The organism is Nocardia australiensis (assembly GCF_020733705.1).
Classification (GTDB): Bacteria; Actinomycetota; Actinomycetes; order Mycobacteriales; family Mycobacteriaceae; genus Nocardia; species Nocardia australiensis.
On sequence record NZ_JAJFZM010000001.1, the window covers coordinates 1,016,427 to 1,039,505 of the forward strand.

Here is a 23,079-nt window from a genome sequence, read left to right on the forward strand (position 1 = left end):
TAATCCCAGGCTCCGCGTAGGATTTACCCGCATCGCCACGCCTCGCCGACCTGACGGAGTGAAGTTTGCTCGTAGTCCTGCTCGCACACGCCATTGCCGCGCTCGCGGCGCCGCTGGTCGTGCGGGCACTGGGGCGCAACGGATTCTATGTTCTCGCGCTGGTCTCGCTCGGTGGCCTCGGCTGGGTTATCGCGAATTGGGGTAGTACACAACAGGTTCGGATCGAGTGGGCACCGACCATCGAGATGAATATCGACCTGCGTTTCGATTCGCTCGCCGCGATCATGTCGGCATTGATACTCGGCATCGGGGCATTGATACTCGGTTACTGCGCCCGGTATTTCGAGGACGACGAACCTCGGCTCGGCGCGTTCGCGGCCGAACTCGTCGGGTTCGCGGGAGCGATGTTCGGCCTGGTCAGCAGCGATAATATGTTGCTGCTCTACATCTTCTGGGAAACGACGACGGTGCTGTCGTTCCTGCTGGTTGGCCATAACGGCGAGCGCGCGGCCAGCCGCCGAGCCGCGATCCAGGCGCTGCTGGTCACCGGCGCGGGCGGGCTGGCGATGCTGGTCGGCATCGTGATTCTCGGACAGACCAGCGGCAGTTTCCTGCTGTCGGATCTACTCGCGCGGGGCGCTCCGGACGGCGTCGCGGTGAATGTCGCTGTGGTGCTGCTGCTTATCGGAGCGTTGAGCAAATCGGCGATCGTACCGCTGCATTTCTGGTTGCCAGGCGCGATGGCGGCGCCCACCCCGGTCAGCGCGTATCTGCATGCCGCGGCAATGGTGAAGGCGGGTGTGTACCTGGTGGCCCGGCTGGCACCGGTATTCGCGACCAACCCGCTCTGGCATCCGATCGTGCTCCCCCTCGGCGTGGTGTCGATGCTGTTGGCCGGGCTGCGGTCGCTACAGGTGACCGATCTGAAGCTGGTGCTCGCCTTCGGCACCGTGAGCCAACTCGGGTTCCTGATCGTGCTTGTCGGCCTCGGCACACCGGATGCGGCGCTGGCCGGTGCCGCGCTCATCGTCGCGCACGCCATGTTCAAGGCGTGCCTTTTCATGGTGGTCGGGGTGATCGATCACGGCGCGGGGACTCGCGACCTGCGCCGGTTGTCCGGTCTCGGTCGGCGGGCGCCGGGGCTGTGCGGCGTCGCGATTCTCGCCGCGCTGAGCATGGCCGGGATTCCACCGATGATCGGATTCGTCAGCAAGGAGAGTGCGTTCGGGGCGATCCTCGACGCCGACAACCTGACCAGGCCCGCGGGAGTAGCACTCATCGTCGGTGTGGTCCTGGGCTCGATGCTGACCGTTGGCTACAGCATTCGGTTCGTCTGGGGTGCATTCGGAGACAAGAACATCCCTGCGGTTGCCGAGTCCGGCCATTGGCATGCGCCGGGCGCGCTGTTCATCGCGGCACCCGCGGTGCTCGCGGCGAGCAGTGTCGCGGCCGGGCTCGCCGCGCCGTGGCTGGACGGATTACTCGGCCCGTATGCGAAACCGCTTCCCGGAATACCGCATTCGCAGCTGTCGCTGTGGCACGGATTCAACGGACCGCTGGCGCTGACAATGCTGGTGATCGCGGTCGGCATCACCCTGTTCCTTGCCCGCGGCCGCGTCGTCGAATCCGCGCACCCCCGACTCGGCAATGCCGACCGCGCCTACGACGCCACGCTGCGGGCGATGGACCGGGTGTCGCTGCGAATGACCGGCGCCGTGCAGCGGGGTTCACTGCCGCTGAGCCAGGCCACCATCCTGGTGACCCTGATCATCCTGCCGACGGTGTTGCTCGCGATGGGCACCCGTACCGGTGTCGCGCTGCGGCTGTGGGATTCCCCGCTACAGGCGGCCATCGGGGCGATCATGGTCACCATGGCGCTCAGCGCGACCATGATGCGTAATCGGCTCTCCAGCGTGCTGGTCGTCGGCGTCACCGGCTACGGCTGCGGCGTGATCTTCGCGCTGCACGGCGCACCGGATCTGGCATTGACCCAATTCTTGGTCGAGACATTGACACTGGTGACCTTCGTGCTGGTGCTGCGGGCCTTCCCCGCCGAAATCGAAGAAAGCCGCACCACCGCATTCAAACTGCGTCGCGCTATCCTGGCCGCCGCCGTCGGCGCCACGGTCACGGTGCTGGCGGCCTTCGCCGTCGCCGCCCGCAGCACCGAGCCGATCTGGCATCTGATCCCCGCCGCCGCGTATGAATTCGGCGGCGGCAAGAACGCGGTCAACGTGATACTCGTCGATATCCGTGCATGGGACACCCTCGGTGAAATCTCCGTACTCGTGGTGGCCGCGACCGGTGTCGCGTCGCTGGTGTTCCGCAGCCGTCGCTTCGGTAGCGCGCCGCGCGCGGTGGATTCCCCGCATTACGACCCGGAGCTGGTGACCTGGCTGCCCGCCGGACGACTCGTCGCTCGGCGAGAACGGTCGATGGTCCTGCAGATCACCACCCGACTGGTCTTCCCGACCATCATGGTGCTGTCGGTGTATTTCTTCTTCGCCGGACACAACGCGCCCGGCGGTGGGTTCGCGGGCGGGCTCACCGCCGGGCTCGCTCTGACGCTGCGATACCTCGCTGGTGGCCGCTACGAACTCGGCGAGGCACTACCGGTCGACGCGGGACACCTGCTCGGCGCAGGGCTGACCCTGGCCGCGGGAACGGCCGCGAGTTCGCTACTGCTCGGCGCACCGCCGCTGTCGTCGGCGATTCTCGAGGTCACGCTGCCGGTGCTCGGGCACATCAAGCTGGTCACGGCCACCTTCTTCGATCTCGGTGTCTACCTGATCGTGGTCGGGCTGGTACTGGATGTGCTGCGCAGCCTCGGTGCCCGACTCGACAGCGAACTCGGATCGACCACAAGCGAATCCGGTACCGCCGATGCGCCGAACGGAGGATTCCGGTGACCGCGAACCTCACGCTACTGATCGTCATCGGGATCCATGTCGCCTGCGGGGTATACCTGATCCTCGAGCGAGCCGTATCGAAGATGCTGCTCGGCATGATCCTGTTCGGAAATGCGGTTAATCTGCTGATCCTCACCGTCGGCGGACCTGCCGGCCGAGCCCCGATCCGCGACGAGACCGATCGGGTACACACCGAAACCGCCGACCCATTGGCGCAGGCGATGGTGCTCACGGCCATCGTGATCACGATGGGACTCGCGGCCTTCGTCCTCGCACTCGCCTACCGGTCCTACATCCTCACCACCACCGAAAACGTCCAGAACGACCCGGAGGACGCCGATGTCGCCGCCCGGCGCGAGGGAGAGGACCCGGAGCATTGAGTCTGTCACCGGGGCTGCTGCCCGTACTCGCGCCGCTACCGGTCCTGGTGCCGTTGCTCGGCGCCGCTGTGACACTGATCTTCGGGCGCAATCCACGGACCCAGCGCACAGTGCTGCTTGTGGTGCTCGGCAGCGTCGTGGCGATCTGCGGGCTGCTGCTGTACCTGGTCGACCGTGATGGCACCACCGCACTACAGGTCGGCGGCTGGCAGACACCGATCGGCATCACGCTGGTAGTGGATCGGCTGTCGGCGGCGATGCTGCTGGTGTCGGCGATCGTGCTGTTGTGCGTAGCGATATACGGCTCGGGCCAGAACATTCGCGACGGTGACGAACGGCAGCCGACATCGATCTACCGGCCCACGTATTTGGTACTCACCGCCGGGATTTGCGTGGCCTTCCTGGCCGGGGATCTGTTCAACCTGTTCGTCGGCTTCGAAATCCTGCTCGCCGCATCCTTTGTGCTGTTGACCGTCGGCGCGACCGCGGACCGGGTCCGCGTGGGCGTCGGCTATGTGATGGTCTCGATGGTGTCGTCACTGATCTTCCTCACCGGCATCGGCCTGGCCTACGCGGCCACCGGGACACTCAATCTCGCGCAGTTGGCGATTCGAATGAGTGAGGTGCCCAACGGGATTCGCACCGCCATCTACGCGGTGTTGCTGGTGGCGTTCGGTATCAAGGCTGCGGTGTTCCCGCTGTCGAACTGGCTGCCGGATTCCTACCCCACCGCGCCCGCGCCGGTGACCGCGGTATTCGCGGGATTGCTGACGAAGGTCGGTGTGTACGCGATTATCCGGACGCACACCCTGTTGTTCCCGGACGGCGGATTCGATTCGGTGCTGATGGTGTGTGGCCTGCTGACCATGCTGGTCGGCATTTTCGGTGCCATCGCTCAGAGCGACATTCGGCGACTGCTGTCGTTCACACTGGTCAGCCACATCGGATACATGATCTTCGGCGTCGGAATCGCCACCGAGGCCGGGTTAGCGGGGGCGGTATTCTATGTGGCCCACCACATTCTGGTGCAGACGGCGCTGTTCCTTGTGGTCGGTCTGATCGAACGGCAGGCGGGTTCGGTATCCATGCGCCGGCTCGGCGGACTGGCGGCCGCGAGCCCGCTACTGGCGGTACTGTTCCTGGTTCCGGCTTTGAATCTCGGTGGCATACCGCCCTTTTCGGGATTCATCGGCAAGGTCACCCTGTTGGAGGCGGGCGCGGCCGACGGCAGTGTGCTGGCTTGGATACTTGTCGCCGGTGCGGTGGTGACCAGCCTGCTCACGCTGTATGTCGTGGCCAGGGTGTGGAGCAAGGCATTCTGGCGTGATCGCTCCGACGCCCCCGAGGGCCACCTCACTGCCGCGAAACCGCCTACCCTGGTGGAGGATTCGACCGTCGTGCGCTACGACGAACGCGTCGACCCGGGACGGATGCCGGTGCTGATGGTCACCTCGACGGCGGCGCTGATCGCGGTCGGGCTCAGCCTGACCGTGCTCGCCGGCCCCATTCTCGACATCGCCGATCGCGCCGCCGCGGACCTGCACAATCCGGCGGTATATATCGGTGCGGTGCTGGGCAATTCGGACCCCGACCGGCCCGGGCCCGCGCGATGAGCCGGGATTCGGTCGTCCGGGTCGGTGTGCTCGGCTGGCTCGCCGCCGTTTACCTCGCCCTGTGGGGCGATCTCAGCATCGCGAATCTACTGGCCGGGCTCGCCGTCGGCGCCATGATTATGTGGTCGCTGCCACTGCCCCGGGTGCCGATCGAAGGGTGGTTGCATCCGATATCGCTGATCGAACTCATCGTGGTCAGCGTGTATTACGCGCTCGAATCCAGCCTGCAGGTGGCCTGGTTCGCGATCCGTCCCGCACCACCACCGGTGTCGGGCGTGCTGCGCGTACGGCTGGACATCAAGTCGGATCTGGTGCTCGCGTTTTGCGCGGATGTGCTGAACCTGATTCCCGGCACCATGGTGCTCGAGATCGACGCGCTACGCCGCAACGTCTACGTCCACGTCCTGGACGTGGGTAGCGAGGCGGCGGTGGACAAGTTCTACCGGACCACCCGGCGGCTGGAGCGATTGTTGATCGCATCGTTCGAGCGCCCCACCGACTGGCATCCGACCCCGCCCCCGGAGGTGAAACCATGACCGTTGTCGCCATTATCGCGGCCGTGCTGTTGGTGGCCGCGGCCGTCATCACCAGCTTTCGCATACTCGCCGGGCCCAACACCCTCGACCGGGTCGTCGGCATCGATTCACTGGTCGCCGTCGCGGCCGCCGGGCTGGCGGTCTGGGCGGCCTACAGTGACGACACCGCGCTTGTCCCCGCCATTGTGGCGTTATCCCTGGTCGGGTTTCTCGGCTCGGCCGCTGTCGCTCGTTTCCGCGTTCGGGACGACCGATGACCGGGTGGCAGTGGGTGTCGGCCGTACTGATCCTGTTCGGCTCGGTGTTGGCGCTGACGGCGTCGATCGCCATCGTCCGCTTCCCCGATACCCTGACCCGTATGCACGCCGCCACCAAGCCTCAGGTGATCGGCCTGATCCTGGTCCTCGAGGGCGCCGCCATCGAGTTACGCGGCCACCGCAATGTCTGGATGCTCATGCTGGTCGGCCTGTTCACACTGCTCACCGCGCCCGTCATCGCCCACCTCATCGGCCGCACCGCTTACCGCGAACAGCGCCATCGCGATGGACTGCTCCGAGTCAACCAACTCGGCGACGAGATCGACTGAGCGTCAGGCCACCGACGGGGCGAGCGACTCGTCCGTTTGTGCGGGCCACTTGGCAAACCACGTCGCGTGGAAGGCCGCGGCCATCGCCGCCAGCAGCGCGAGCACAACAGTGCCAGCCAGCACCGGGTACTCGGCCATCGGGACGGCGAGGTAACGGTAGGAGATCAGTAGCCCAGTGAGGATCGCGACGCCGAAGGCAACCAACCGGACGCGCACCAGCCCCCAGCCGCGCTCGGGTTCGCGCAACGCCGATTCGACGGTGAGGCAGAGCACCGCACCCGCGACCAGATCGACGCCGTAGTGATAGCCGAAGCCGAGCGTCGCGGTCAACGTGGCGAGCAGCCAGAACGCGCCGCCCCAGCGCAACCAGACCGGGGCCCGCTCGCCGGTGATGTCGCGGCGGGTATGCAGGAATACCGACAGCGCCCACGCGGTATGCATGGACGGCATGCAATTGCGCGGGGTGAAGGCATCGAACGGCAGCGGCGCCGGATTGCGGTCGATCGGAGGCAGCACACCCGGCCAGAAATTGCCGACCTGTAGGCCGTGGCCGTCCGCGCCGAACGCGAACATCGGACCGACCACCGGGAAGATCACGTAGATGACCGGCCCGAGCAGACCGAGCATCAGAAACGTCCGCACCAGATAGTGACTCGGCCACTGCCCGGTAGGAACCACCCTGCGCAACTGCCACGCCGCGACGACAATCGCCGCGACCGGCAATTCGATATAAACCCAGTGCAGCACCGCGTACACCGCCGGTCCGAGCGCGTCGACCACCCGGCCCATCACCCACGACGGGTCGCCGAGGGCATGGTCGGCGAGGATCACGTACTCGTCGAACACCATCGGACGGGTCAGCACGGTGACATTCAGCCAGACGTCACCGACCTTGGTCGCCAAGATCAGCAACGCGCCCATGGCGGCGGCGTGCAATGCGTTGCGTCGCTCGGTTCCGCTCCAGCGCAGCCAGGCGAACAGCGCGAGACCGGTCAGCACGATCACTGGACCGTTACCGAGACCGAACGGCTCCCCGGCCAGCAGCCGCACACCCGCGCACACCACATCGATGGCCACGGCCGCGCCGAGGGCAATGACGCGGTGCCGCATCGAAATACCGACCAGGGCGAGTACCAAACCCGCCCACGGCACCGACATGGATTTCGGTGTCCCGGCGTAGTCGCTCCAGAGACTCTCCAGCGGCCCCTCGAACCCCTGACCGACGGCCACGATCTGGAGGGCGATCAGCAGGATCGGCACGGCGGCGACACCGAGTGCCACCCACACCCGGGCATGCCTGACACGCATCCGCGTTGGCGCATTTCCGACGCTGGCCCCCGGGTCTTCGACAAGCACGTCGACCATAGTAAACGGGGGATGAACGCCACCCCGCTGGCCAACTGAACGTCAGTCGACCTTCGGACGGTGAAAACCTACTGGTTCAGCTCCTTGACCAGCGAGTCAACCACCGCGATCAGGTCGCCGTTGGCCGCCGCCGCGACCTTGCGCTGGCGCTGATACGACGCACCTCGCTCCGGAATCTCCGCGACAAACCCGAGCTCGTCCGCGCACCTGAGCCGCCGGGCCGTCGGCTCCAAGCGGTTGAGCAGATCGGTCAGATCATCGATGACCAACCGCTCGTCGCCCTCCGCATCCACGATGACGATGGCGTCGAGCCCGTAACGGGCTGCCCGCCATTTGTTCTCCTGCACATGCCAGGGCGGCAGGGACGGCAGCAGCTCGCCGTTCTCGACGCGTTGATCGAGATCCACGATCAGGCAGTGGATGAACGCCGCCATCGCCGCCAGCTCCGCGCGGGTCGAAATACCGTCACATATCCGCACCTCGATGGTGCCCCACCTCGGTGCGGGCCGAATGTCCCAGTGCATCCCGCCGAGCTGCTCGAATACCCCGGTCTTCATCTGGTCGTGCACGAAATGCTCGAATTGCGCCCAGTTTTCGAATTGGAACGGCAGGCCCGCTGTCGGCAACTGCTGGAACATCAACGTCCGATTGCTGGCGTATCCGGTATCCGCACCGGCCCACATCGGCGAGGACGCTGACAGCGCGAGCAGATGCGGATACGCGAGCAGCATCGAGTTCAGGATCGGAAAGACCTTGTCCCGGTGGGAAACTCCGACGTGCACGTGCACGCCCCAGATCATCATCTGGCGTCCCCACCATTGGGTCCGCTCGATCAGCTCGTCGTAATGCGGCGAGCGAGTCAACTGCTGCGCCGACCACTGCGCGAACGGATGCGTACCGGCGCAAAACAGATCAACGCCCAACGGATCGGCGGCGCGGCGAACGGCATTCATGGTGCCGCTCAGATCGTCGACCGCCTCGGCGACAGTGTTGTGCACCCCGGTAACCAATTCGACGGTATTACGCAGCAACTCCTTGGTGACCTGCGGCGTGCCGTCGTAGGCGCGCAGATCGCCGACCGAATCGAACACAGCCGCAGCCGTATTCGACAGATCACGGGTCACCTTGTCGACTAGCGCGATCTCCCATTCGACGCCGATAGTCGGCCGGGGCGAACCTTCGAAGGGAACCCGCTCGATTCCTGCCCCGGCCATATCGGCACCGTGCCTACTGGATGACGGCGCAGGCGACGCGGCCGCCCGCGTCACCGGTTGCCAGCGTGGCCTCGTCCGGCCCGGCGGCGCCGTCGGCGCGGAGGTAGCGAGTGGGGATGTTGCCGAAGTTGTCGGCCCCGGCGTGAATCATCAGCGCCTTGTCCTTGATGTCGTCGAGCGACACCGTGTCGGTGGTGGTGACCAGCTTGGCGGTGCCATCGTTGCGTACCTCGAGCGAGGTCAGGTCACCGCTGGCCGGGTGCGAGGTCGCACCGCCGACCTGTAGGTGCCCGCCGGCGGAGAGGAAATCACCCGCCGGGCCACCGGTGGGTGCGACCGAGTTGGCCTCGCACTTGCCGACCTGGTGGAAGTGCAGACCGTGGAAGCCGGGCCGCAGGCCGTGCGCCTCGACGGTGATCTGCAGGTGGCTGCCGTCCTGGACGATATTGGCGGTGCCGACGGAGGAACCCACGGGATCCTTCAGGTCAACTTTCATGCCGGAGTTGCCCTCTGGGCTGCCGTGCTCGGTGCCGGATTCGCCTGCCGGAGCGGACGTACCGGTCCACACGGGCGGCGTTGTTCCCTGGACATCGCTCGCTTGCTCACTGTTGGAACATGCGGCGAGGCCGAAGACCGCGACCGCAAGCACCGGGGTAACAATCCGCCAGGACGGGCGACGAGTTGTAGACGAGGCCATCGTGGAACTCCTTTACGAGTACCGAGTTTACGAGTAAAGCTCGGTGGACAGGTTCGTTACCGGACAAGATGATGCCACGCCCGCGATGTCGCGGGAGTGACCGGGCCGGACAGCTGCCGGCCTCAGACCTCAGTTACCCGTGACAACAACGGTCACTCCGGAACCCGAGTCACCGGCTCCGGTACTGCGCGCCACCGCGGTGGCGCCGAGTTCCTCGGCGATCTCCGTTGCCGCCTCATGCTCACCGGGCGTACTGCCATAGAACACAGTCGTTTTCGCCACATTTTCGCCAGTGAAGTTCCCGACGCCCGCGATCGTCCAGCCGCTGTCGGTGAGCTGGTTCGCGGTCCGCGACGCCAAACCGACGACGAGGCTGTTGTTCAAAACCCGAACCGGCAGGTCGTGACTCGCCGCGGCCGTGGTGGTCGTCGGCGAGGTGGTGGTTGTGGTGGACGCGGTCGTCTCCTCAGTCGTGGTCTGGACCACGGTAGAGGTCGCCGACGGCAATGCTGTCGCCGTATTGGTGTCCGACCCGCTCGCGTCCGTTGTTTCGGCGTCGGAACTCGACAACGACATCGCACCGAGACCTGCGAAGACAATCGCCAGCGCGATCAACACCATCGCCAGCGCTCGCAGCGGCGCTCCGCCGGAGGTTGGATTCGGGTAGCTCACCTGCTCGACCCTAGTCTCAATTCCGGCGATGAGCTCATACTTGGAAGCCGAGCCGCCGCGCCGCCCTGGCCTTCTGTCTACTCGCCCGCAGCCTACGCAGCCGTTTCACCAGCATCGGATCAGCGGCAAGCGCCTCCGGCCGGTCCACTACCGCGTTGAGCACCTGGTAATACCTGGTCGGCGACAGGCCGAACAGTTCGCGAATTGCCTCTTCCTTGGCTCCGGCGTACTTCCACCACTTCCGCTCGAAGTCCAGGATCTCGCGTTCACGACGGCTGAGACCGTCACCGTCACCGTCGCCGCTGTGCGCCGAGTCTCCGACCGTCGCATCTTCGCTCGCGGAAGGGCTGCCCTGGATCGCGGAAAGATTTCGTGCCGCTGCGCCGTCCATCTTGCTCCCTCGCCGAGTAATCACCAGACGAAAAATGATGCTCATACGTCGCGGAATATTCAACCACGGGCTCTTGGGATTGCTGGATGTTCGTCACGGCGTGTTCGCTACCAGTCGGCAACGCGTGTCGGCCAGTGCATCACACCCTCACGTTCCGCCGTCCGGCCCGCCCGCAATAATTGGGCTATGGCAGTCCTTCCCATCGTGATCGTCGGCGACCCCGTTCTGCACAACCCGACCGAACGGGTCACCCAGTCGCCGGCCGAGCTGGCCGAGCTGATCGCGGACATGTACGAGACGCTCGACGCGGCCAATGGCGTCGGCCTCGCCGCCAACCAGGTGGGGGTGGGGCTGCGGCTATTCGTCTACGACTGCCCCGATGTCAGCGCGGACGGCAAGGCCACCCGCCGTAAGGGCGCGGTGGTCAACCCGGTGCTGGAAACCTCCGAGATTCCCGAAGGCATGCCGGATCCCGATGACGACGAAGAGGGTTGCCTGTCGGTGCCCGGGGAGCAGTTCCCCACCGGCCGGGCCGATTGGGCGCGCGTCACCGGCACCGATGAGCAGGGCGATCCGGTCGATATCGAGGGCAAGGGCTTCTTCGCGCGCATGCTGCAGCACGAGGTGGGCCATCTCGACGGGTTCCTCTACGTCGACGTGCTGGTCGGCCGCAATGCGCGTGCGGCAAAGAAGACGATCAAACGGCAGGGCTGGGGTGTGCCCGGCCTGAGCTGGATTCCCGGCACGGTTGCCGATCCGTTCGGACATGACGACTGATACGCAGCGGCCCGACGAGTCGGCGGCCCCGCTGCCGGACATCCCCCTCGGGCACCGCGTGGTGCTGCGGTATCGGCTTCCCTCGGGTTATCCACAGCCGTTGACCGATGTGATCGGCGAGCTCGTTTCGCTGGATCCGCCGACCGTGCGATCGGCGGACGGGCAGGTCGTTTCGGTCGCCGCGGATCGGGTGGTGGCGCTGAAACCGGTGGGGGCGAGGCCGATTCGCACCAGGGAGATCCGGGCGCTGGAAACCGCCGCGGCCAATGGCTGGCCGGGAATCGAACACGAGTGGATCGACGGCTGGCTGGTGCGTGCCGGACAGGGATACACCGGACGTGCGAATTCCGCTGTGCCGCTGGGTAATTCCGAGGGACCGGCCGCGCTCGACCCGGACACGCTGCGTCGCGTCGGCGAGTGGTTCACCGCGCATGGGCTGCCGCTGCAACTGCAATTGCCCGATCGTCTCGCGCCCGCACCGCCGGGCTGGCACACCTGGAACGAGACCATCGTGCTCGGCATCGATATCGATACCTTCGTGCTCCCGCAGGGACCGTCGATGGTGCGGGTGAGTTCCGCCCCGGACGCCGCCTGGTTGGAAATGCATCGTTTTCGTGGTGAAGACCCCGCAGCGCAACAGGTTTCGGCCCCGGTGCCGGTACCGGAGGTACTGACCGCCGTACAGGATGGCGAGCTCGGGTTCGCCTCACTCGGCCTGCCGCGTCCGATCGCGATCGGACGCGGCGCGCTGACCACCGCACCCGACGGCCGTCACTGGATCGGACTCACATGCGTCGCGGTCGGCGCGCAACACCGCAGGCACGGCCTCGGTTCGCTGGTCTGCGCGGAGCTGATCCGCTGGGGCCACACCCGTGGCGCGACACACGCCTACATCCAGGTCGAAGCCGGCAATACCGCGGCCCTCGCGATGTATCGCGAGCTCGGTTTCCTCGAACATCACAGCTATCGGTACGCCGCACCGGAGGGCATTCACTGAATCGATCGTCCTGCGGTACAACGGACCCACACCCATTGCGAAGGAAGAATCTTGCGTCTCGCGACCTGGAACATCAATTCGATCCGCTCCCGTCTCGATAGGGTCGCGGAGTTCCTCGATCGCCAGGACATCGACGTCTTGGCGATGCAGGAAACCAAGTGCCGCGACGATCAATTCCCGTTCGAGCGCTTCGACGAGCTCGGCTATGAGGTCGCCCACCTCGGGGTGAACCAGTGGAACGGGGTGGCGATCGCTTCGCGCGTCGGTCTGGAGAATGTGGAGCTCGCCTTCCCCGGCCAGCCCGGTTTCGACAAGGATGCTGGCGAGTCGCTGATCAGCACGCCCGTCGTCGAATCGCGTGCGCTCGGCGCTACCTGCGGCGGTATTCGGGTCTGGAGCCTATATGTCCCCAACGGCCGCGCGCTGACCGATCCGCATTACACCTACAAGCTGGAATGGCTTGCCGCCCTGCGCGATAACGGCGCCCGCTGGCTCGCCGATGATCCCGAGGCCCAGATCGCCCTGGTCGGCGACTGGAATATCGCCCCGACCGACGATGATGTCTGGTCGGTCGAATACTTCGCCGACAAGACCCACATCTCCCAACCGGAACGCGATGCGTTCGACGCCATAGTCGGCACCGGCTACACCGACGTCATGCGCCCCTTCGCCCCCGGTCCCGGCGTCTACACCTACTGGGACTACACCCAGCTGCGCTTCCCTCGGAAGGAAGGCATGCGCATCGACTTCATCCTGGCCTCCCCCGCGCTCTCCTCCCGCGCGCAAGACGCCGTGGTCGATCGGGAGGAACGAAAAGGCAAGGGCGCCAGCGACCACGCACCGGTCATCGCCGAATTCACCGATTGACCGACAGCGCCATCGGTTCGACGCGCGCGATCGGGCGGCACGGCCGACGCGCCGACGCGTAAACGAGATCACCTTTCGGCCCTAAGACCTGCGGGAACTCGGTTACCGCGCTGATATCGTTGCTGCTCATGGGTAGCGATTCGGCCGTGTGGCCACGGCAGCGGGCACAGCATCTCGGGCCCGAACGCCGCAGACCGCAGGTGCTCGACACCGCCCTGGCAATCGCCGTCGAGAGTGGGGTCGCCGCGGTCACGATGGCCGCCGTCGCGGACCGCATGAATGTGACCCGCCCGGTGGTGTACGCCTGCTTCGGCGATCGTGTCGAGCTGATCGAGACCCTGATCCAGCGCGAGGAGAAGCATCTGATCGGCGGCCTACAGGAGGTGCTGCCGCCCCGCGACGTCGATGCGGGCGAGACGGTATTCATCGACGGCTTCCGCGCGCTACTCGAGCAAGCCGCGCGACGCCCCGACGCCTGGCGGCTGCTCTATGGCAATCCCGATCCGGCCGTCTCTGATTCGTTCGGCCGCAGCCGCAGGCTGGCCATCGAACGCTGCACCACCTTGCTGCGACCGACCCTGCGCGCATGGGGTACCGACGATGCCGAGCGGAAGCTACCCGTCCTGGTGGAGCTGTGGGTGTCCGCGGGTGAAAGCGCGGTGCGCACCCTGCTCGAAGGCGCGAACGATTGGACACCGCAGGACCTGGGCGCCTTCGTCGGCTCGGCGGTACATCGCGCCCTTCGGCACGCCTGATCGCACCGACACCGGTATGCGCGGCGGCTGGTCGGCGGAAATGCGGCCGACCTATCCGCCGGAACTGAATATGACAGGGGCCGCGCTCGGGGCGCTGGGATTTCCGATCGGCCCACCCGAACGCTGACCGAGCCGCCTGCTTCGCGATGAATTCCCGGTTCCCGAATCGTCTGCATTGATGCAGGCAGCAGCAGCTACCGGAAGGACTCTCATGCAGAAGATCGTCACGAACCTCTGGTACGACACCCAGGCCGAAGAAGCCGCCGAGTTCTACTGTTCGCTGTTCGAGGACTCGAAGGTCACCAATGTCGTGCCGTACACCGAAGCCGGGCCGCGCGAAGCCGGAACAACCATGCTCGTCGACTTCGAACTAAACGGCCAAAAATTCACCGCGATCAACGGCGGCGGCGAATACAACTACACCCACGCCATGTCGCTACTGGTCAACTGCGATAGCCAGGACGAGGTAGATCGACTGTGGTCGGCGCTGCTCGCGGACGGCGGCGAGGAGGTTCAATGTGGTTGGCTCAACGACAAATACGGCGTCCCGTGGCAAATCTGGCCCGCCGAAGCCGACCAAATCCTGACGGGCCCCGACCGCGCGGCGGTAAACCGAGCGGCCGCCGCCATGTTCGCCATGAAGAAGATCGACCTGCGAGCAATGCGCGACGCCTACGACGGCAAGTCGGCCTGACGGGTCGTTGCCCGGCCTGTCGGACACGCAGTGTCGCGAACCGGATACCCGCAGTTGGGTCGGGTTCCGCCACCGGGTGTCCGACAGGTTCATGCGCCGAGGTAGTGGCACTCGCGCGGATCGGCGGGCTTTTGGGGTGGGCGGGTATGGTCGAGCGGGAAAAAATTCATACCGCCAACGGGGGCTCGCACCAGCGGGCTGAGAGGACGGCTAGCCATTCGTGGCGTCAGGGCCGTCGACCGTATGAACCTGACCGGGTAATGCCGGCGTAGGGAGGAATTCCATGACGACGACACCTGTCGAAACCGTGACCACCGGTCCCATCGAAGGCAGCGTCAAGCACTATCACGAGGTCGATGACCTGCGCATTCCGGTGCGCCGGGTCAACCTGACCAATGGTGACCACTTCGACGTGTACGACACTTCCGGTCCGTACACCGACGACACCGCCACCATCGACCTCGAGGTCGGGCTACCGAAGCTGCGCGACGGCTGGACCAAGCCCGCGCTCGACGGTCCACCGACCCAACTCGCCTGGGCACGCCAGGGCACCATCACCCCGGAGATGCGTTTCATCGCCGCACGCGAGGGCCTCGACGCGGAACTGGTGCGCGACGAGGTAGCCGCGGGCCGCGCGGTAATACCCGCCAACCATAAGCACCCGGAGTTGGAGCCGACGATCATCGGCAAAAAGTTCCTGGTGAAGATCAACGCGAATATCGGCAATTCGGCCGTATCCTCTTCCATCGCAGAGGAAGTCGAGAAAATGGTGTGGGCAACCCGCTGGGGCGCCGACACCATCATGGATCTGTCCACCGGCAAGAATATTCACGAGACACGTGAATGGATCCTGCGCAACTCCCCCGTCCCGGTCGGAACGGTGCCCATCTACCAGGCGCTGGAGAAGGTGAACGGCGATCCGACCGCGCTCACCTGGGAGATCTACCGCGACACCGTGATCGAGCAGTGCGAGCAGGGCGTCGACTATATGACCGTGCACGCGGGCGTGCTGCTGCGGTATGTCCCGCTGACCGCCAAGCGCGTCACCGGCATCGTCTCGCGCGGTGGTTCCATCATGGCCGCGTGGTGCCTGGCCCATCACCAGGAATCGTTCCTGTACACCAACTTTGCCGAACTCTGCGAGATTCTGGCGCGCTACGACGTGACCTTCTCCCTCGGCGACGGCCTGCGGCCAGGTTCCATCGCCGACGCCAATGACGAGGCCCAGTTCGCCGAACTGCGGACCCTCGGCGAGCTGACGAAGATCGCGAAATCCCATGGCGTACAGGTGATGATCGAAGGTCCAGGCCATGTGCCTATGCACAAGATCGTGGAGAACGTGCGGCTGGAAGAGGAGTTGTGCGAGGAGGCGCCGTTCTACACCCTCGGCCCGCTGGCCACCGATATCGCGCCCGCCTACGACCACATCACCTCGGCCATCGGCGCCGCGATCATCGCCCAGGCCGGCACAGCGATGCTCTGTTATGTCACTCCTAAAGAGCATCTGGGTCTGCCCAACCGCGATGACGTCAAGGTCGGCGTGATCACCTACAAGATCGCCGCACACGCCGCCGACCTGGCCAAGGGACACCCGCACGCGCAAGACCGCGACAACGAATTGTCCAAGGCGCGTTTCGAATTCCGCTGGCACGACCAGTTCGCGTTGTCATTGGATCCCGACACGGCTCGCGAATACCACGACGAAACCCTCCCCGCCGAGCCCGCGAAGACCGCACACTTCTGCTCCATGTGCGGCCCGAAATTCTGCTCGATGCGCATCTCGGCGGATGTCCGCGAGTACGCGGCAAAGCAGGGCCTCACCGACGTGGAGGCGATCGAGGCCGGTATGGCCGAGAAGTCCGCCGAGTTCGCCGACACCGGCAATAAGGTCTACCTGCCGGTGGTTTCCTAGGCTCGATCGACCCGCCGGGCTCCGACCCGGCGGGTCACAACGGCCGGATTCACAAGGCCGAGCCTTGTCAGCGCACGGCCTGTTCGATGAGGCGGTTGGCGGCGCGGTCGGTACGGTCGATGTCGCCGGTGATCAGGCGGTCCAGGATTATGCCGCGTAGGCCGGAAATCAACAGCGTGGCAACGGCTTCCGGGTCATCGATCGATTCGATGCGACGCAGTGCGTCGGCGAGTGCGCCGACGAATGTCGCGATGGCCGCGTTCGCGTAGTCGGCATACGGGCTGTGCGGGGCGCACGCGGCGGCGACGACCTGCAACATCACGCGCACGCTTGTCGCGGCCGGGCCCGAGATGTTCGCCATGGTGAACTCGCGCAACCGCGCGCGCAGCTCGACCGCATCGGACACCCCCGCGAATAGCTCCGCGATATCCGGGCGTTGGGTACTGAGCGCCTGAACGAGCATCTCCTCTTTGGTGCCGAAGTAGTAGATCAGCATGCGGGAGCTGGTGCCGAGTTCGGCGGCCAATGGGCGCAATGACAGGTCCGCCAGTCCGTAATCGGCGATGTATCGCACGACGTTGGCCAGGAGTTCGGCGCGTTTGGCGTGGTCGAGTGGGCGAGCCATGGGTTGACTGTAGCGATCGCTACAGGTATTCATAACATCGTGACTGTAACAATCGCTTCAGAAACTCGGGACATGTCCTCGGCTCGCGACTGCGTCGTGGTCACCGCCTATGCCGCGACCACCTCGCTCGCCGATGACGCCGACGCGACCTGGACCGAGCTGTTACGGGGTCACACCGGCATCGGCGTGCTCGACGACGACTTCGTCGCCGAATACGACCTGCCGGTGCGGATCGGCGGAAAGCTGAAGACACGCCCTGGCGCGCAACTGACGCGCGTCGAACAGCGGCGACTGTCCTATGTCGAGCAGATGGCCCTGGTACTCGGACGCCGGGTCTGGAGCGATGCGGGCGAGCCCGAAGTCGATAAACAACGGCTTGCCGTCGCGATCGGCACCGGCCTCGGCGGTGGTGACGCGTTGATCAACGCGGTCGACGCGATGCGCGGCGGCGGCTACCGCAAGGTGTCGCCGATGTCGGTGCCAATGGTGATGCCCAATGGGCCCGCCGCGACCGTCGGGCTCGAAATAGGCGCGCAGGCAGGGGTTTTCGCCCCGGTATCGGCGTGCTCGTCGGGCTCAGAGGCGATTGCGCACGCCTGGCGGCTGATCACCACCGGCGAGGCCGACATGGTCGTCGCCGGTGGCGTGGAGGGCCATATCCACGAGGTGCCGATCGCGAGTTTCGCGATGATGCGCGCACTGAGCACACGTAACGACGAACCGGAACGCGCGTCGCGGCCGTTCGATCGAGATCGCGACGGCTTTGTCTTCGGCGAGGCGGGGGCACTGATGGTGCTCGAATCCGAGCGGCACGCCCGAGCCCGAGGGGCGCACATCCACGGTCGGGTGCTCGGTGCCGGAATAACCTCGGATGCCTACCACATCGTCGCGTCGGACCCGGGAGGCATCGGTGCCGCGCGCGCTATGCGCAAGGCGATAGGCACTGCCGGACTCCAGGTTTCGGACATACAGCACGTCAATGCACACGCCACTTCGACATCGATCGGCGATGCGTCGGAGGCCAATGCCATTATGGCGGTCACCCCGGACGCCTCGGTGTACGCGCCGAAGTCCGCGCTGGGCCATTCGGTCGGCGCGGTCGGCGCGCTCGAATCAATCCTTACCCTGCTGACCCTGCGCGAACAGATCGTGCCGCCCACCTTGAATCTCGACAATCAGGATCTGGCCTTCGAGCTCGATGTTGTCGCGGGTTCGCCACGCACGCAACGGATCGACTACGCGCTCAACAACTCATTCGGTTTCGGCGGGCACAACGTCGCTCTCGCCTTCGGCCGGGCCTAGCGGGGCCCACGCGGCGGCCAGGGGTAGCGTCGGAGCACGTGGCCGATGCTTTCTACCTCCCGGATCCGAGCAACCCGGACCGGTTCGTCTCAACCGAACTCACCCGTGGCCCGTGGTCGCCGGACGCACAGCATGCCGGACCGCCATCGGCATTGCTCGGGCATGTCATCGAACGGTGCGAACCACGGGAGGGCTTTCAGGTCGGCCGGGTCGCAGTGGAGATCCTCGGTCCGATACCACTGGCACCTTTGACGGTCACCGCCCAGGTCACCCGGCCGGGGCGCAGCGTGGAACTCATCGAGGCGACGCTGTCGAGCGATCATGGCCCGGTCATGAAGGCCAATGCCTGGCGACTGCGGCGGGCCGAGCCGGAACTCGAATTGCCCGCGCAGATCGTTCCGTCGGGCAACCGCCCAGGCCCCGATCAGGCGGTGCCATCGGTGTTTCCGTCCGCGCAGGCGGTCGGCTTCCACACCGGAACCGAATATCGTTTCGTCACCGGCTCATTCACCGAGCCGGGCCCGGCCGTTTGCTGGATTCGGATCAAATATCCGATCGTCGCGGGCACCACCCCGAGCCCCTTGGAGCGCGCGCTGGCCGCCGCCGACTCCGGCAATGGGGTCAGCTCGGTGCTGGACTGGTCGCGCTATCTGTTCATCAATACCGACCTCACCGTCACCCTGCACCGCCAGCCGGTGGGCGAATGGGTCTGCCTGGACGCCAACACTCACCCCCAACCACACGGCATCGGCCTCGCGGAATCCGCACTATTCGATGACAAAGGACCGCTGGGCCGCAGCACCCAAACCCTCCTGTTGGCGCCGCGCGGGCGTTAGGTTCACTTCCGTCGCCACCGCCAGGCGAATTCGCCCGCAGCGGGAAGTGGCTGAACAGTCCCGCCCCCGCGCCCCGATTCCCGGAGTGCGGGGGCGTGGTGCGTCACTCAGGCGTGTTCGTGCACTGCGCCCCAGGCCGGGAAGGGATCGGGGTAGGCGACCCATTCCGATTGCCCCGCAGCGAGTTCGGTGTCGTTGAGCAGCGCGGCGTCGAGTAGTTCGCGAACCCGGGCGCTGTCGAGTTTCACGCCGATGAAGACGATCTCTTGTCCGGCGGGCACGTCCAGCGACGACCACCACGCCGCCGGTTCGAAGACCAGGTTCGGGCCGGCTTGCGACCAGATCGCGGCCAGTCCGGGGCGGCTGGCGATCCAGCAAAAGCCCTTGCTGCGCAACAAACCTCGCATCCGCTCCAGCGCGTCGGACAATCGTGCCGGATGGAAGGGACGGTCGGCGGTGTATGTCAGGCTGCGGATGCCGTACTCCTCCGCCTCGGGAGTGTGGCCGCCCGCCAACTCCTCCTCCCAGCCCTCGGCCTCGGCGGCGACCACCGGGTTGTAGCGGCCGGTACCGAGCACCTCGCCCAGCTCGACGCGGCCCTGTTCGATGCGCAGCACGTGTGCTCGCGGATTGAGCCGTCGCACTGTGGCTTCCACCGCGCCTGCGGAGGTGTCGCTCACCAGATCGGTTTTGTTGACCAACAGCACGTCGGCGAATTCCACCTGATCCACCAGCAGATCGGCGATGGTTCGTTCGTCGCCCGCACCCGCTTGCAGATTCCGGTCGGCCAGTGCCTGCCCCCGAGCGACCTCAGTGAGGAAGGTGGACGCGTCGACTACCGTCACCATGGTGTCCAGGCGCGCGATATCGCCGAGTTTGAACCCGTCCTCGAATTCCCAGTCGAAGCTCGCCGCCACGGGCATGGGCTCGGAGATGCCGGTGGACTCGATCACCAGCTGATCGAATCTGCCCTCGCGAGCGAGGCGGCCCACCGCTTCGATCAGGTCCTCTCGCAGCGTGCAGCAGATGCAGCCATTCGTCAGCTCGACGAGCTTCTCCTCGGTGCGATCGAGATGCCCTTGGCCCGCGACAAGGGCGGCGTCGATATTGACTTCGCTCATGTCGTTGACGATGACCGCGACGCGGCGCCCCTCCCGATTGGCCAGGATGTGGTTGAGCAGCGTGGTCTTTCCGGCGCCGAGGAAGCCGGATAGCACGGTAACGGGCAGCAATTCAGCGGACGAGGAAGTAGTCACGACTAAATGATAATGGTTTTCATTTACGAGAGGGGTTCCGGGTGTGCGTCCCGACTCGGCGCGGCCGCGACGTCGTAGGGTCTGGGATGTGAAATTGCTGCCGCTACCGCCCCAGGGACAGACTCCCGTGCGGGTACTCACCATTGCCGGGACCGACTCCGGCGGCGGTGCCGGAATCCAAGCCGACTCGCGCACGATGGCACTGTGCGGAGTACACGCGTGTGTCGCGGTGGCGGCGGTGACCGTGCAGAACTCGGTGGGGGTGAGCGGCTTCCACGAGATTCCGCCGCAGATCGTCGCCGACCAGGTGCGTTCGGTGGTCGGCGATATCGGTATCGACGCCGCCAAGACCGGGATGCTGGCCTCGACCGCCATCATCGAATCCGTCGCCCGGGTCTGCCGCGAAGTGGGCATCGGACGCGACGGGACCATTCCGCTGGTCGTCGACCCGGTGGCGGCATCCATGCACGGCGATCCGCTGTTGCACGCGGAGGCATTGGACGCGGTGCGGCACACGCTCATCCCTCTTGCCACGGTAGTGACGCCGAATCTCGACGAGGTCCGGCTGATTACCGGTATCACCGTGACTGACGACGGTTCGGCGCGTCGCGCCGCCGAGGCGTTGCACGCGCTCGGCGCGCAGTGGGCGATCGTCAAGGGCGGTCACCTGCGCGCCTCGGAAGTCAGCACCGATCTGCTGTTCGACGGCGAGCGATTCCTCGAATTCACCGCGCCTCGCATCGGCACGGGCAATGACCACGGCGGCGGTGACACCCTCGCCGCCGCCATCGCGTGCGCGCTGGCCAATGGCTATTCGGTGCCGGATGCCGTCGACTTCGCGAAGGAATGGACCTACCGCTGCCTGGCCGCGTCCTACGATCTCGGCGCCGGCCACGGTCCGGTGTCGCCGCTGTGGCGGCTCACCGACCGCGACGGCTGATCAGGGCGACCCGGGATGGCGTGATCGGCAAGCCTCCGGCGAGCGTTTCTGTCGGTGGGCCGGTTCATACTGAACCTGTCGCAAAACACGGTTGGCCTCGATGCGGCGGCCCGACTCGAACAGCGTGGTTCAGGTGAATGCGGCGGCCGACCGCAGCGGCGCGCACGCGGTCGGCGGCACCGATGGTCGCCGGAAGCTATGCGGTAGAAAAGGCAAGGTGCAGTGGTAGATCCGCTTCGATGACGATGCCATTGAGGCGAGCGTTGGCCTCGACGAGCGCCGAAATGATCTCGGCCAGGTACGCGACGAACTTTTCGATCGGCATGGCATTGGCCTCGACCCGGTTCGCGCCGAGCCACCAATCGGTGGCCGAGGCGACGGCACCGAAGACCGAGTAGTTGACCAGTTCGATGCTGGCCACCTCAACCGACTTGTCGTCCACCAGTCCGGCGAACAGGTCGGCCGCCCGCTTGGCCGATTGACGAGCCGATTGCAGCGCACGCTCGGAGTCATCGGCCTGCTGGGTGAAGTGACCATGCAGCATGAAGCGGAAGACATTGGGGTGCTCGGTCACCACAAGCACATACTCGGCCGCGCCGCGGCGCACCAGTTCACGCGCCGAGTCGTGGGTGAGGTCGATGCTGGAGATGATCCGCTCCCACAGCATGTCTCGGATCCGGTCGACGATGGCGTTGTAGAGATCGGTCTTGTGCTCGAAATGCCGGTACAGCTTGGGCTTTGCCGCGCCCGCTTCCTTCGCTATATCGCCCATGCTCACTTCGGGACCGAACTTGTCGAGCGCGCGGAAGGCCGCGTCGACGAACTCGTCGCGGACCTTCCTGCGATGCTCGCGCCACCGCTCGGTGCGAGCATCGACGCGCTTGGGCGGCGCCTCGTCCATCTTCCGGCCGCGTTGCGTCACGAAAACGACCGTACCAACCACCGACTCGCCGACCGACCGGATCGCGACGCCGTTAGACCGCGGTCGCTCACCCCAACTGCTCGACCAGGAAGTCTTCCCAGGTGCGCTTGCCCGTATCGGCTCCGAGATTCAGGTTGGCGCCCGAACGGTATGCCTTGCCGATCTTGCCCGGCACCCGCAGCGAAACCAGCGGACGGCTTTTCCCGGCGGCCCGCAGATAACCGCGCAGCAGCTCCGGCATCGCGTACACGGTCGGGCCCGCGAGGTCCGCGACCAGGCCGACCGGTCCACCATCGGCCAGTTCCACCAGCCGCGCGGCCACCTCGCGCGAGTCCACCGGCTGAAACCGGACTGTCTTCGGGGCCGGGATGATCGGCATCTTCGACATCGCTCGCGCGACGGTCAAAATCAAGTCGTGGAACTGGGCGGCACGCAGAATCGTGTGCGGCACACCGGATTCGATGACGGCCCGCTCCGCGCCGATGCGCGACCTGTAGTACCCCACCGGAATCGCGTCCGCGGCGATGACCGAGATGTGCACGAAGTGCGAGGTGCCAGCGCCTGCCGCGGCTCGCACCAGGTTGCGGGTCGCGACCTCATCGCCCTTGGGGCCGCCCGCGAGATGCACGATGGTGTCGACACCGGCAACCGCCTCGGCGACCGCCTCGTCCTTCAATAGATCACCGGTCACGTATTCGATGCCGGCGACACCGTCGCGCGCGCTACGGCTGAGTATCCGAACCCGGTGGCCCGCTTCGAGCAACAATGGCGTCACGTGGCTGCCCAGCGTGCCGGTGCCGCCGGTGAGCAGGATGTTCGACATGGCCTCTCCG

24 protein-coding genes are annotated in these 23,079 nt (G+C 65.8%); 15 read left to right on the forward strand and 9 right to left on the reverse strand.

Annotated features, from left to right (window positions below; genetic code table 11):
* Positions 1-65 precede the first annotated feature (65 nt).
* The 6 genes from LKE06_RS04580 to mnhG are packed head-to-tail and all read left to right on the forward strand — an operon-like array spanning position 66 to position 6,024.
* Positions 66-2,909: a Na+/H+ antiporter subunit A gene (locus LKE06_RS04580; protein ID WP_227997355.1), complete on the forward strand. Its 2,844-nt coding sequence runs from the start codon at positions 66-68 to the stop codon at positions 2,907-2,909.
* Entirely contained in the window at positions 2,906-3,289 is a 384-nt protein-coding gene (locus LKE06_RS04585; RefSeq protein ID WP_227997356.1) for a Na(+)/H(+) antiporter subunit C, read from the forward strand. Before LKE06_RS04580 ends, LKE06_RS04585 begins: the two co-directional genes overlap by 4 nt.
* Positions 3,286-4,902, forward strand: coding sequence for a Na+/H+ antiporter subunit D (locus tag LKE06_RS04590; protein WP_227997357.1), 1,617 nt, complete (start codon positions 3,286-3,288; stop codon positions 4,900-4,902). Before LKE06_RS04585 ends, LKE06_RS04590 begins: the two co-directional genes overlap by 4 nt.
* Complete coding sequence (locus tag LKE06_RS04595) at positions 4,899-5,438, forward strand: Na+/H+ antiporter subunit E (RefSeq protein ID WP_227997358.1); 540 nt, start codon at positions 4,899-4,901, stop codon at positions 5,436-5,438. The genes LKE06_RS04590 and LKE06_RS04595 overlap by 4 nt, the downstream gene beginning before the upstream one ends.
* A complete protein-coding gene (locus LKE06_RS04600; protein WP_227997359.1) occupies positions 5,435-5,695 on the forward strand; it encodes a monovalent cation/H+ antiporter complex subunit F in 261 nt (86 codons plus the stop codon). The genes LKE06_RS04595 and LKE06_RS04600 overlap by 4 nt, the downstream gene beginning before the upstream one ends.
* Complete coding sequence (gene mnhG, locus LKE06_RS04605) at positions 5,692-6,024, forward strand: monovalent cation/H(+) antiporter subunit G (protein ID WP_227997360.1); 333 nt, start codon at positions 5,692-5,694, stop codon at positions 6,022-6,024. The genes LKE06_RS04600 and mnhG overlap by 4 nt, the downstream gene beginning before the upstream one ends.
* A 3-nt stretch (positions 6,025-6,027) precedes the next feature.
* Here the strand turns inward: mnhG and LKE06_RS04610 are convergent, their stop codons facing one another.
* From LKE06_RS04610 to napA, 5 genes are all read right to left on the reverse strand, one after another.
* Entirely contained in the window at positions 6,028-7,389 is a 1,362-nt protein-coding gene (locus LKE06_RS04610; protein ID WP_372477281.1) for a phosphatase PAP2 family protein, read from the reverse strand.
* Positions 7,390-7,457: 68 nt separating this feature from the next.
* Positions 7,458-8,603 carry a glutamate--cysteine ligase gene (locus LKE06_RS04615; protein ID WP_227997361.1) on the reverse strand — a complete coding sequence of 382 codons (1,146 nt, stop codon included), beginning with the start codon at positions 8,601-8,603 and terminating at the stop codon, positions 7,458-7,460.
* A gap of 13 nt (positions 8,604-8,616) precedes the next feature.
* The gene (sodC, locus tag LKE06_RS04620) at positions 8,617-9,300 is read right to left on the reverse strand and encodes a superoxide dismutase[Cu-Zn] (RefSeq protein ID WP_227997362.1); all 684 of its coding nucleotides are present in this window, start codon (positions 9,298-9,300) and stop codon (positions 8,617-8,619) included.
* Between the two features lie 129 nt (positions 9,301-9,429).
* Positions 9,430-9,972, reverse strand: a complete 543-nt coding sequence (locus tag LKE06_RS04625) for a LytR C-terminal domain-containing protein (protein ID WP_227997363.1) — start codon at positions 9,970-9,972, stop codon at positions 9,430-9,432.
* A gap of 34 nt (positions 9,973-10,006) precedes the next feature.
* Complete coding sequence (napA, locus tag LKE06_RS04630; RefSeq protein WP_227997364.1) at positions 10,007-10,363, reverse strand: nucleoid-associated protein NapA; 357 nt, start codon at positions 10,361-10,363, stop codon at positions 10,007-10,009.
* Between the two features lie 186 nt (positions 10,364-10,549).
* Here napA and LKE06_RS04635 point away from each other — a divergent pair, with 186 nt between their 5' ends.
* From LKE06_RS04635 to thiC, 6 genes are all read left to right on the forward strand, one after another.
* Positions 10,550-11,140 carry a peptide deformylase gene (locus LKE06_RS04635; protein WP_227997365.1) on the forward strand — a complete coding sequence of 197 codons (591 nt, stop codon included), beginning with the start codon at positions 10,550-10,552 and terminating at the stop codon, positions 11,138-11,140.
* The gene (locus tag LKE06_RS04640; RefSeq protein WP_227997366.1) at positions 11,130-12,137 is read left to right on the forward strand and encodes an N-acetylglutamate synthase, CG3035 family; all 1,008 of its coding nucleotides are present in this window, start codon (positions 11,130-11,132) and stop codon (positions 12,135-12,137) included. The genes LKE06_RS04635 and LKE06_RS04640 overlap by 11 nt, the downstream gene beginning before the upstream one ends.
* Positions 12,138-12,188: 51 nt before the next feature.
* Positions 12,189-13,004, forward strand: coding sequence for an exodeoxyribonuclease III (locus tag LKE06_RS04645; RefSeq protein WP_227997367.1), 816 nt, complete (start codon positions 12,189-12,191; stop codon positions 13,002-13,004).
* Between the two features lie 128 nt (positions 13,005-13,132).
* Complete coding sequence (locus tag LKE06_RS04650) at positions 13,133-13,759, forward strand: TetR/AcrR family transcriptional regulator (RefSeq protein ID WP_227997368.1); 627 nt, start codon at positions 13,133-13,135, stop codon at positions 13,757-13,759.
* Positions 13,760-13,970: 211 nt separating this feature from the next.
* On the forward strand, positions 13,971-14,453 hold the full coding sequence (locus LKE06_RS04655; protein ID WP_227997369.1) for a VOC family protein: 483 nt from the start codon (positions 13,971-13,973) through the stop codon (positions 14,451-14,453).
* Positions 14,454-14,736: 283 nt separating this feature from the next.
* Positions 14,737-16,365 (forward strand): phosphomethylpyrimidine synthase ThiC, encoded by a 1,629-nt coding sequence (gene thiC, locus LKE06_RS04660; protein ID WP_227997370.1) that lies wholly within the window; start codon positions 14,737-14,739, stop codon positions 16,363-16,365.
* Between the two features lie 67 nt (positions 16,366-16,432).
* On the opposite strand, the gene LKE06_RS04665 is transcribed toward thiC, so the two are convergent.
* A complete protein-coding gene (locus LKE06_RS04665) occupies positions 16,433-16,990 on the reverse strand; it encodes a TetR/AcrR family transcriptional regulator (RefSeq protein WP_227997371.1) in 558 nt (185 codons plus the stop codon).
* Between the two features lie 72 nt (positions 16,991-17,062).
* Here LKE06_RS04665 and LKE06_RS04670 point away from each other — a divergent pair, with 72 nt between their 5' ends.
* Together LKE06_RS04670 and LKE06_RS04675 are read left to right on the forward strand one after the other, a co-directional pair.
* On the forward strand, positions 17,063-18,292 hold the full coding sequence (locus tag LKE06_RS04670; protein WP_227997372.1) for a KasA/KasB family beta-ketoacyl-ACP synthase: 1,230 nt from the start codon (positions 17,063-17,065) through the stop codon (positions 18,290-18,292).
* Positions 18,293-18,330: 38 nt separating this feature from the next.
* Entirely contained in the window at positions 18,331-19,128 is a 798-nt protein-coding gene (locus LKE06_RS04675; protein ID WP_227997373.1) for a thioesterase family protein, read from the forward strand.
* A 107-nt stretch (positions 19,129-19,235) separates the two neighbouring features.
* Here the strand turns inward: LKE06_RS04675 and LKE06_RS04680 are convergent, their stop codons facing one another.
* On the reverse strand, positions 19,236-20,384 hold the full coding sequence (locus tag LKE06_RS04680; protein WP_227997374.1) for a GTP-binding protein: 1,149 nt from the start codon (positions 20,382-20,384) through the stop codon (positions 19,236-19,238).
* Positions 20,385-20,472: 88 nt separating this feature from the next.
* On the opposite strand from LKE06_RS04680, the gene thiD reads away from it, so the two are divergent.
* Positions 20,473-21,324 (forward strand): bifunctional hydroxymethylpyrimidine kinase/phosphomethylpyrimidine kinase, encoded by an 852-nt coding sequence (gene thiD, locus LKE06_RS04685; protein WP_227997375.1) that lies wholly within the window; start codon positions 20,473-20,475, stop codon positions 21,322-21,324.
* A 196-nt stretch (positions 21,325-21,520) separates the two neighbouring features.
* Here the strand turns inward: thiD and LKE06_RS04690 are convergent, their stop codons facing one another.
* Together LKE06_RS04690 and LKE06_RS04695 are read right to left on the reverse strand one after the other, a co-directional pair.
* Entirely contained in the window at positions 21,521-22,246 is a 726-nt protein-coding gene (locus LKE06_RS04690) for a TetR/AcrR family transcriptional regulator (RefSeq protein WP_372477282.1), read from the reverse strand.
* Between the two features lie 67 nt (positions 22,247-22,313).
* Positions 22,314-23,069, reverse strand: coding sequence for an SDR family oxidoreductase (locus LKE06_RS04695; RefSeq protein WP_227997376.1), 756 nt, complete (start codon positions 23,067-23,069; stop codon positions 22,314-22,316).
* Positions 23,070-23,079: the final 10 nt, after the last annotated feature.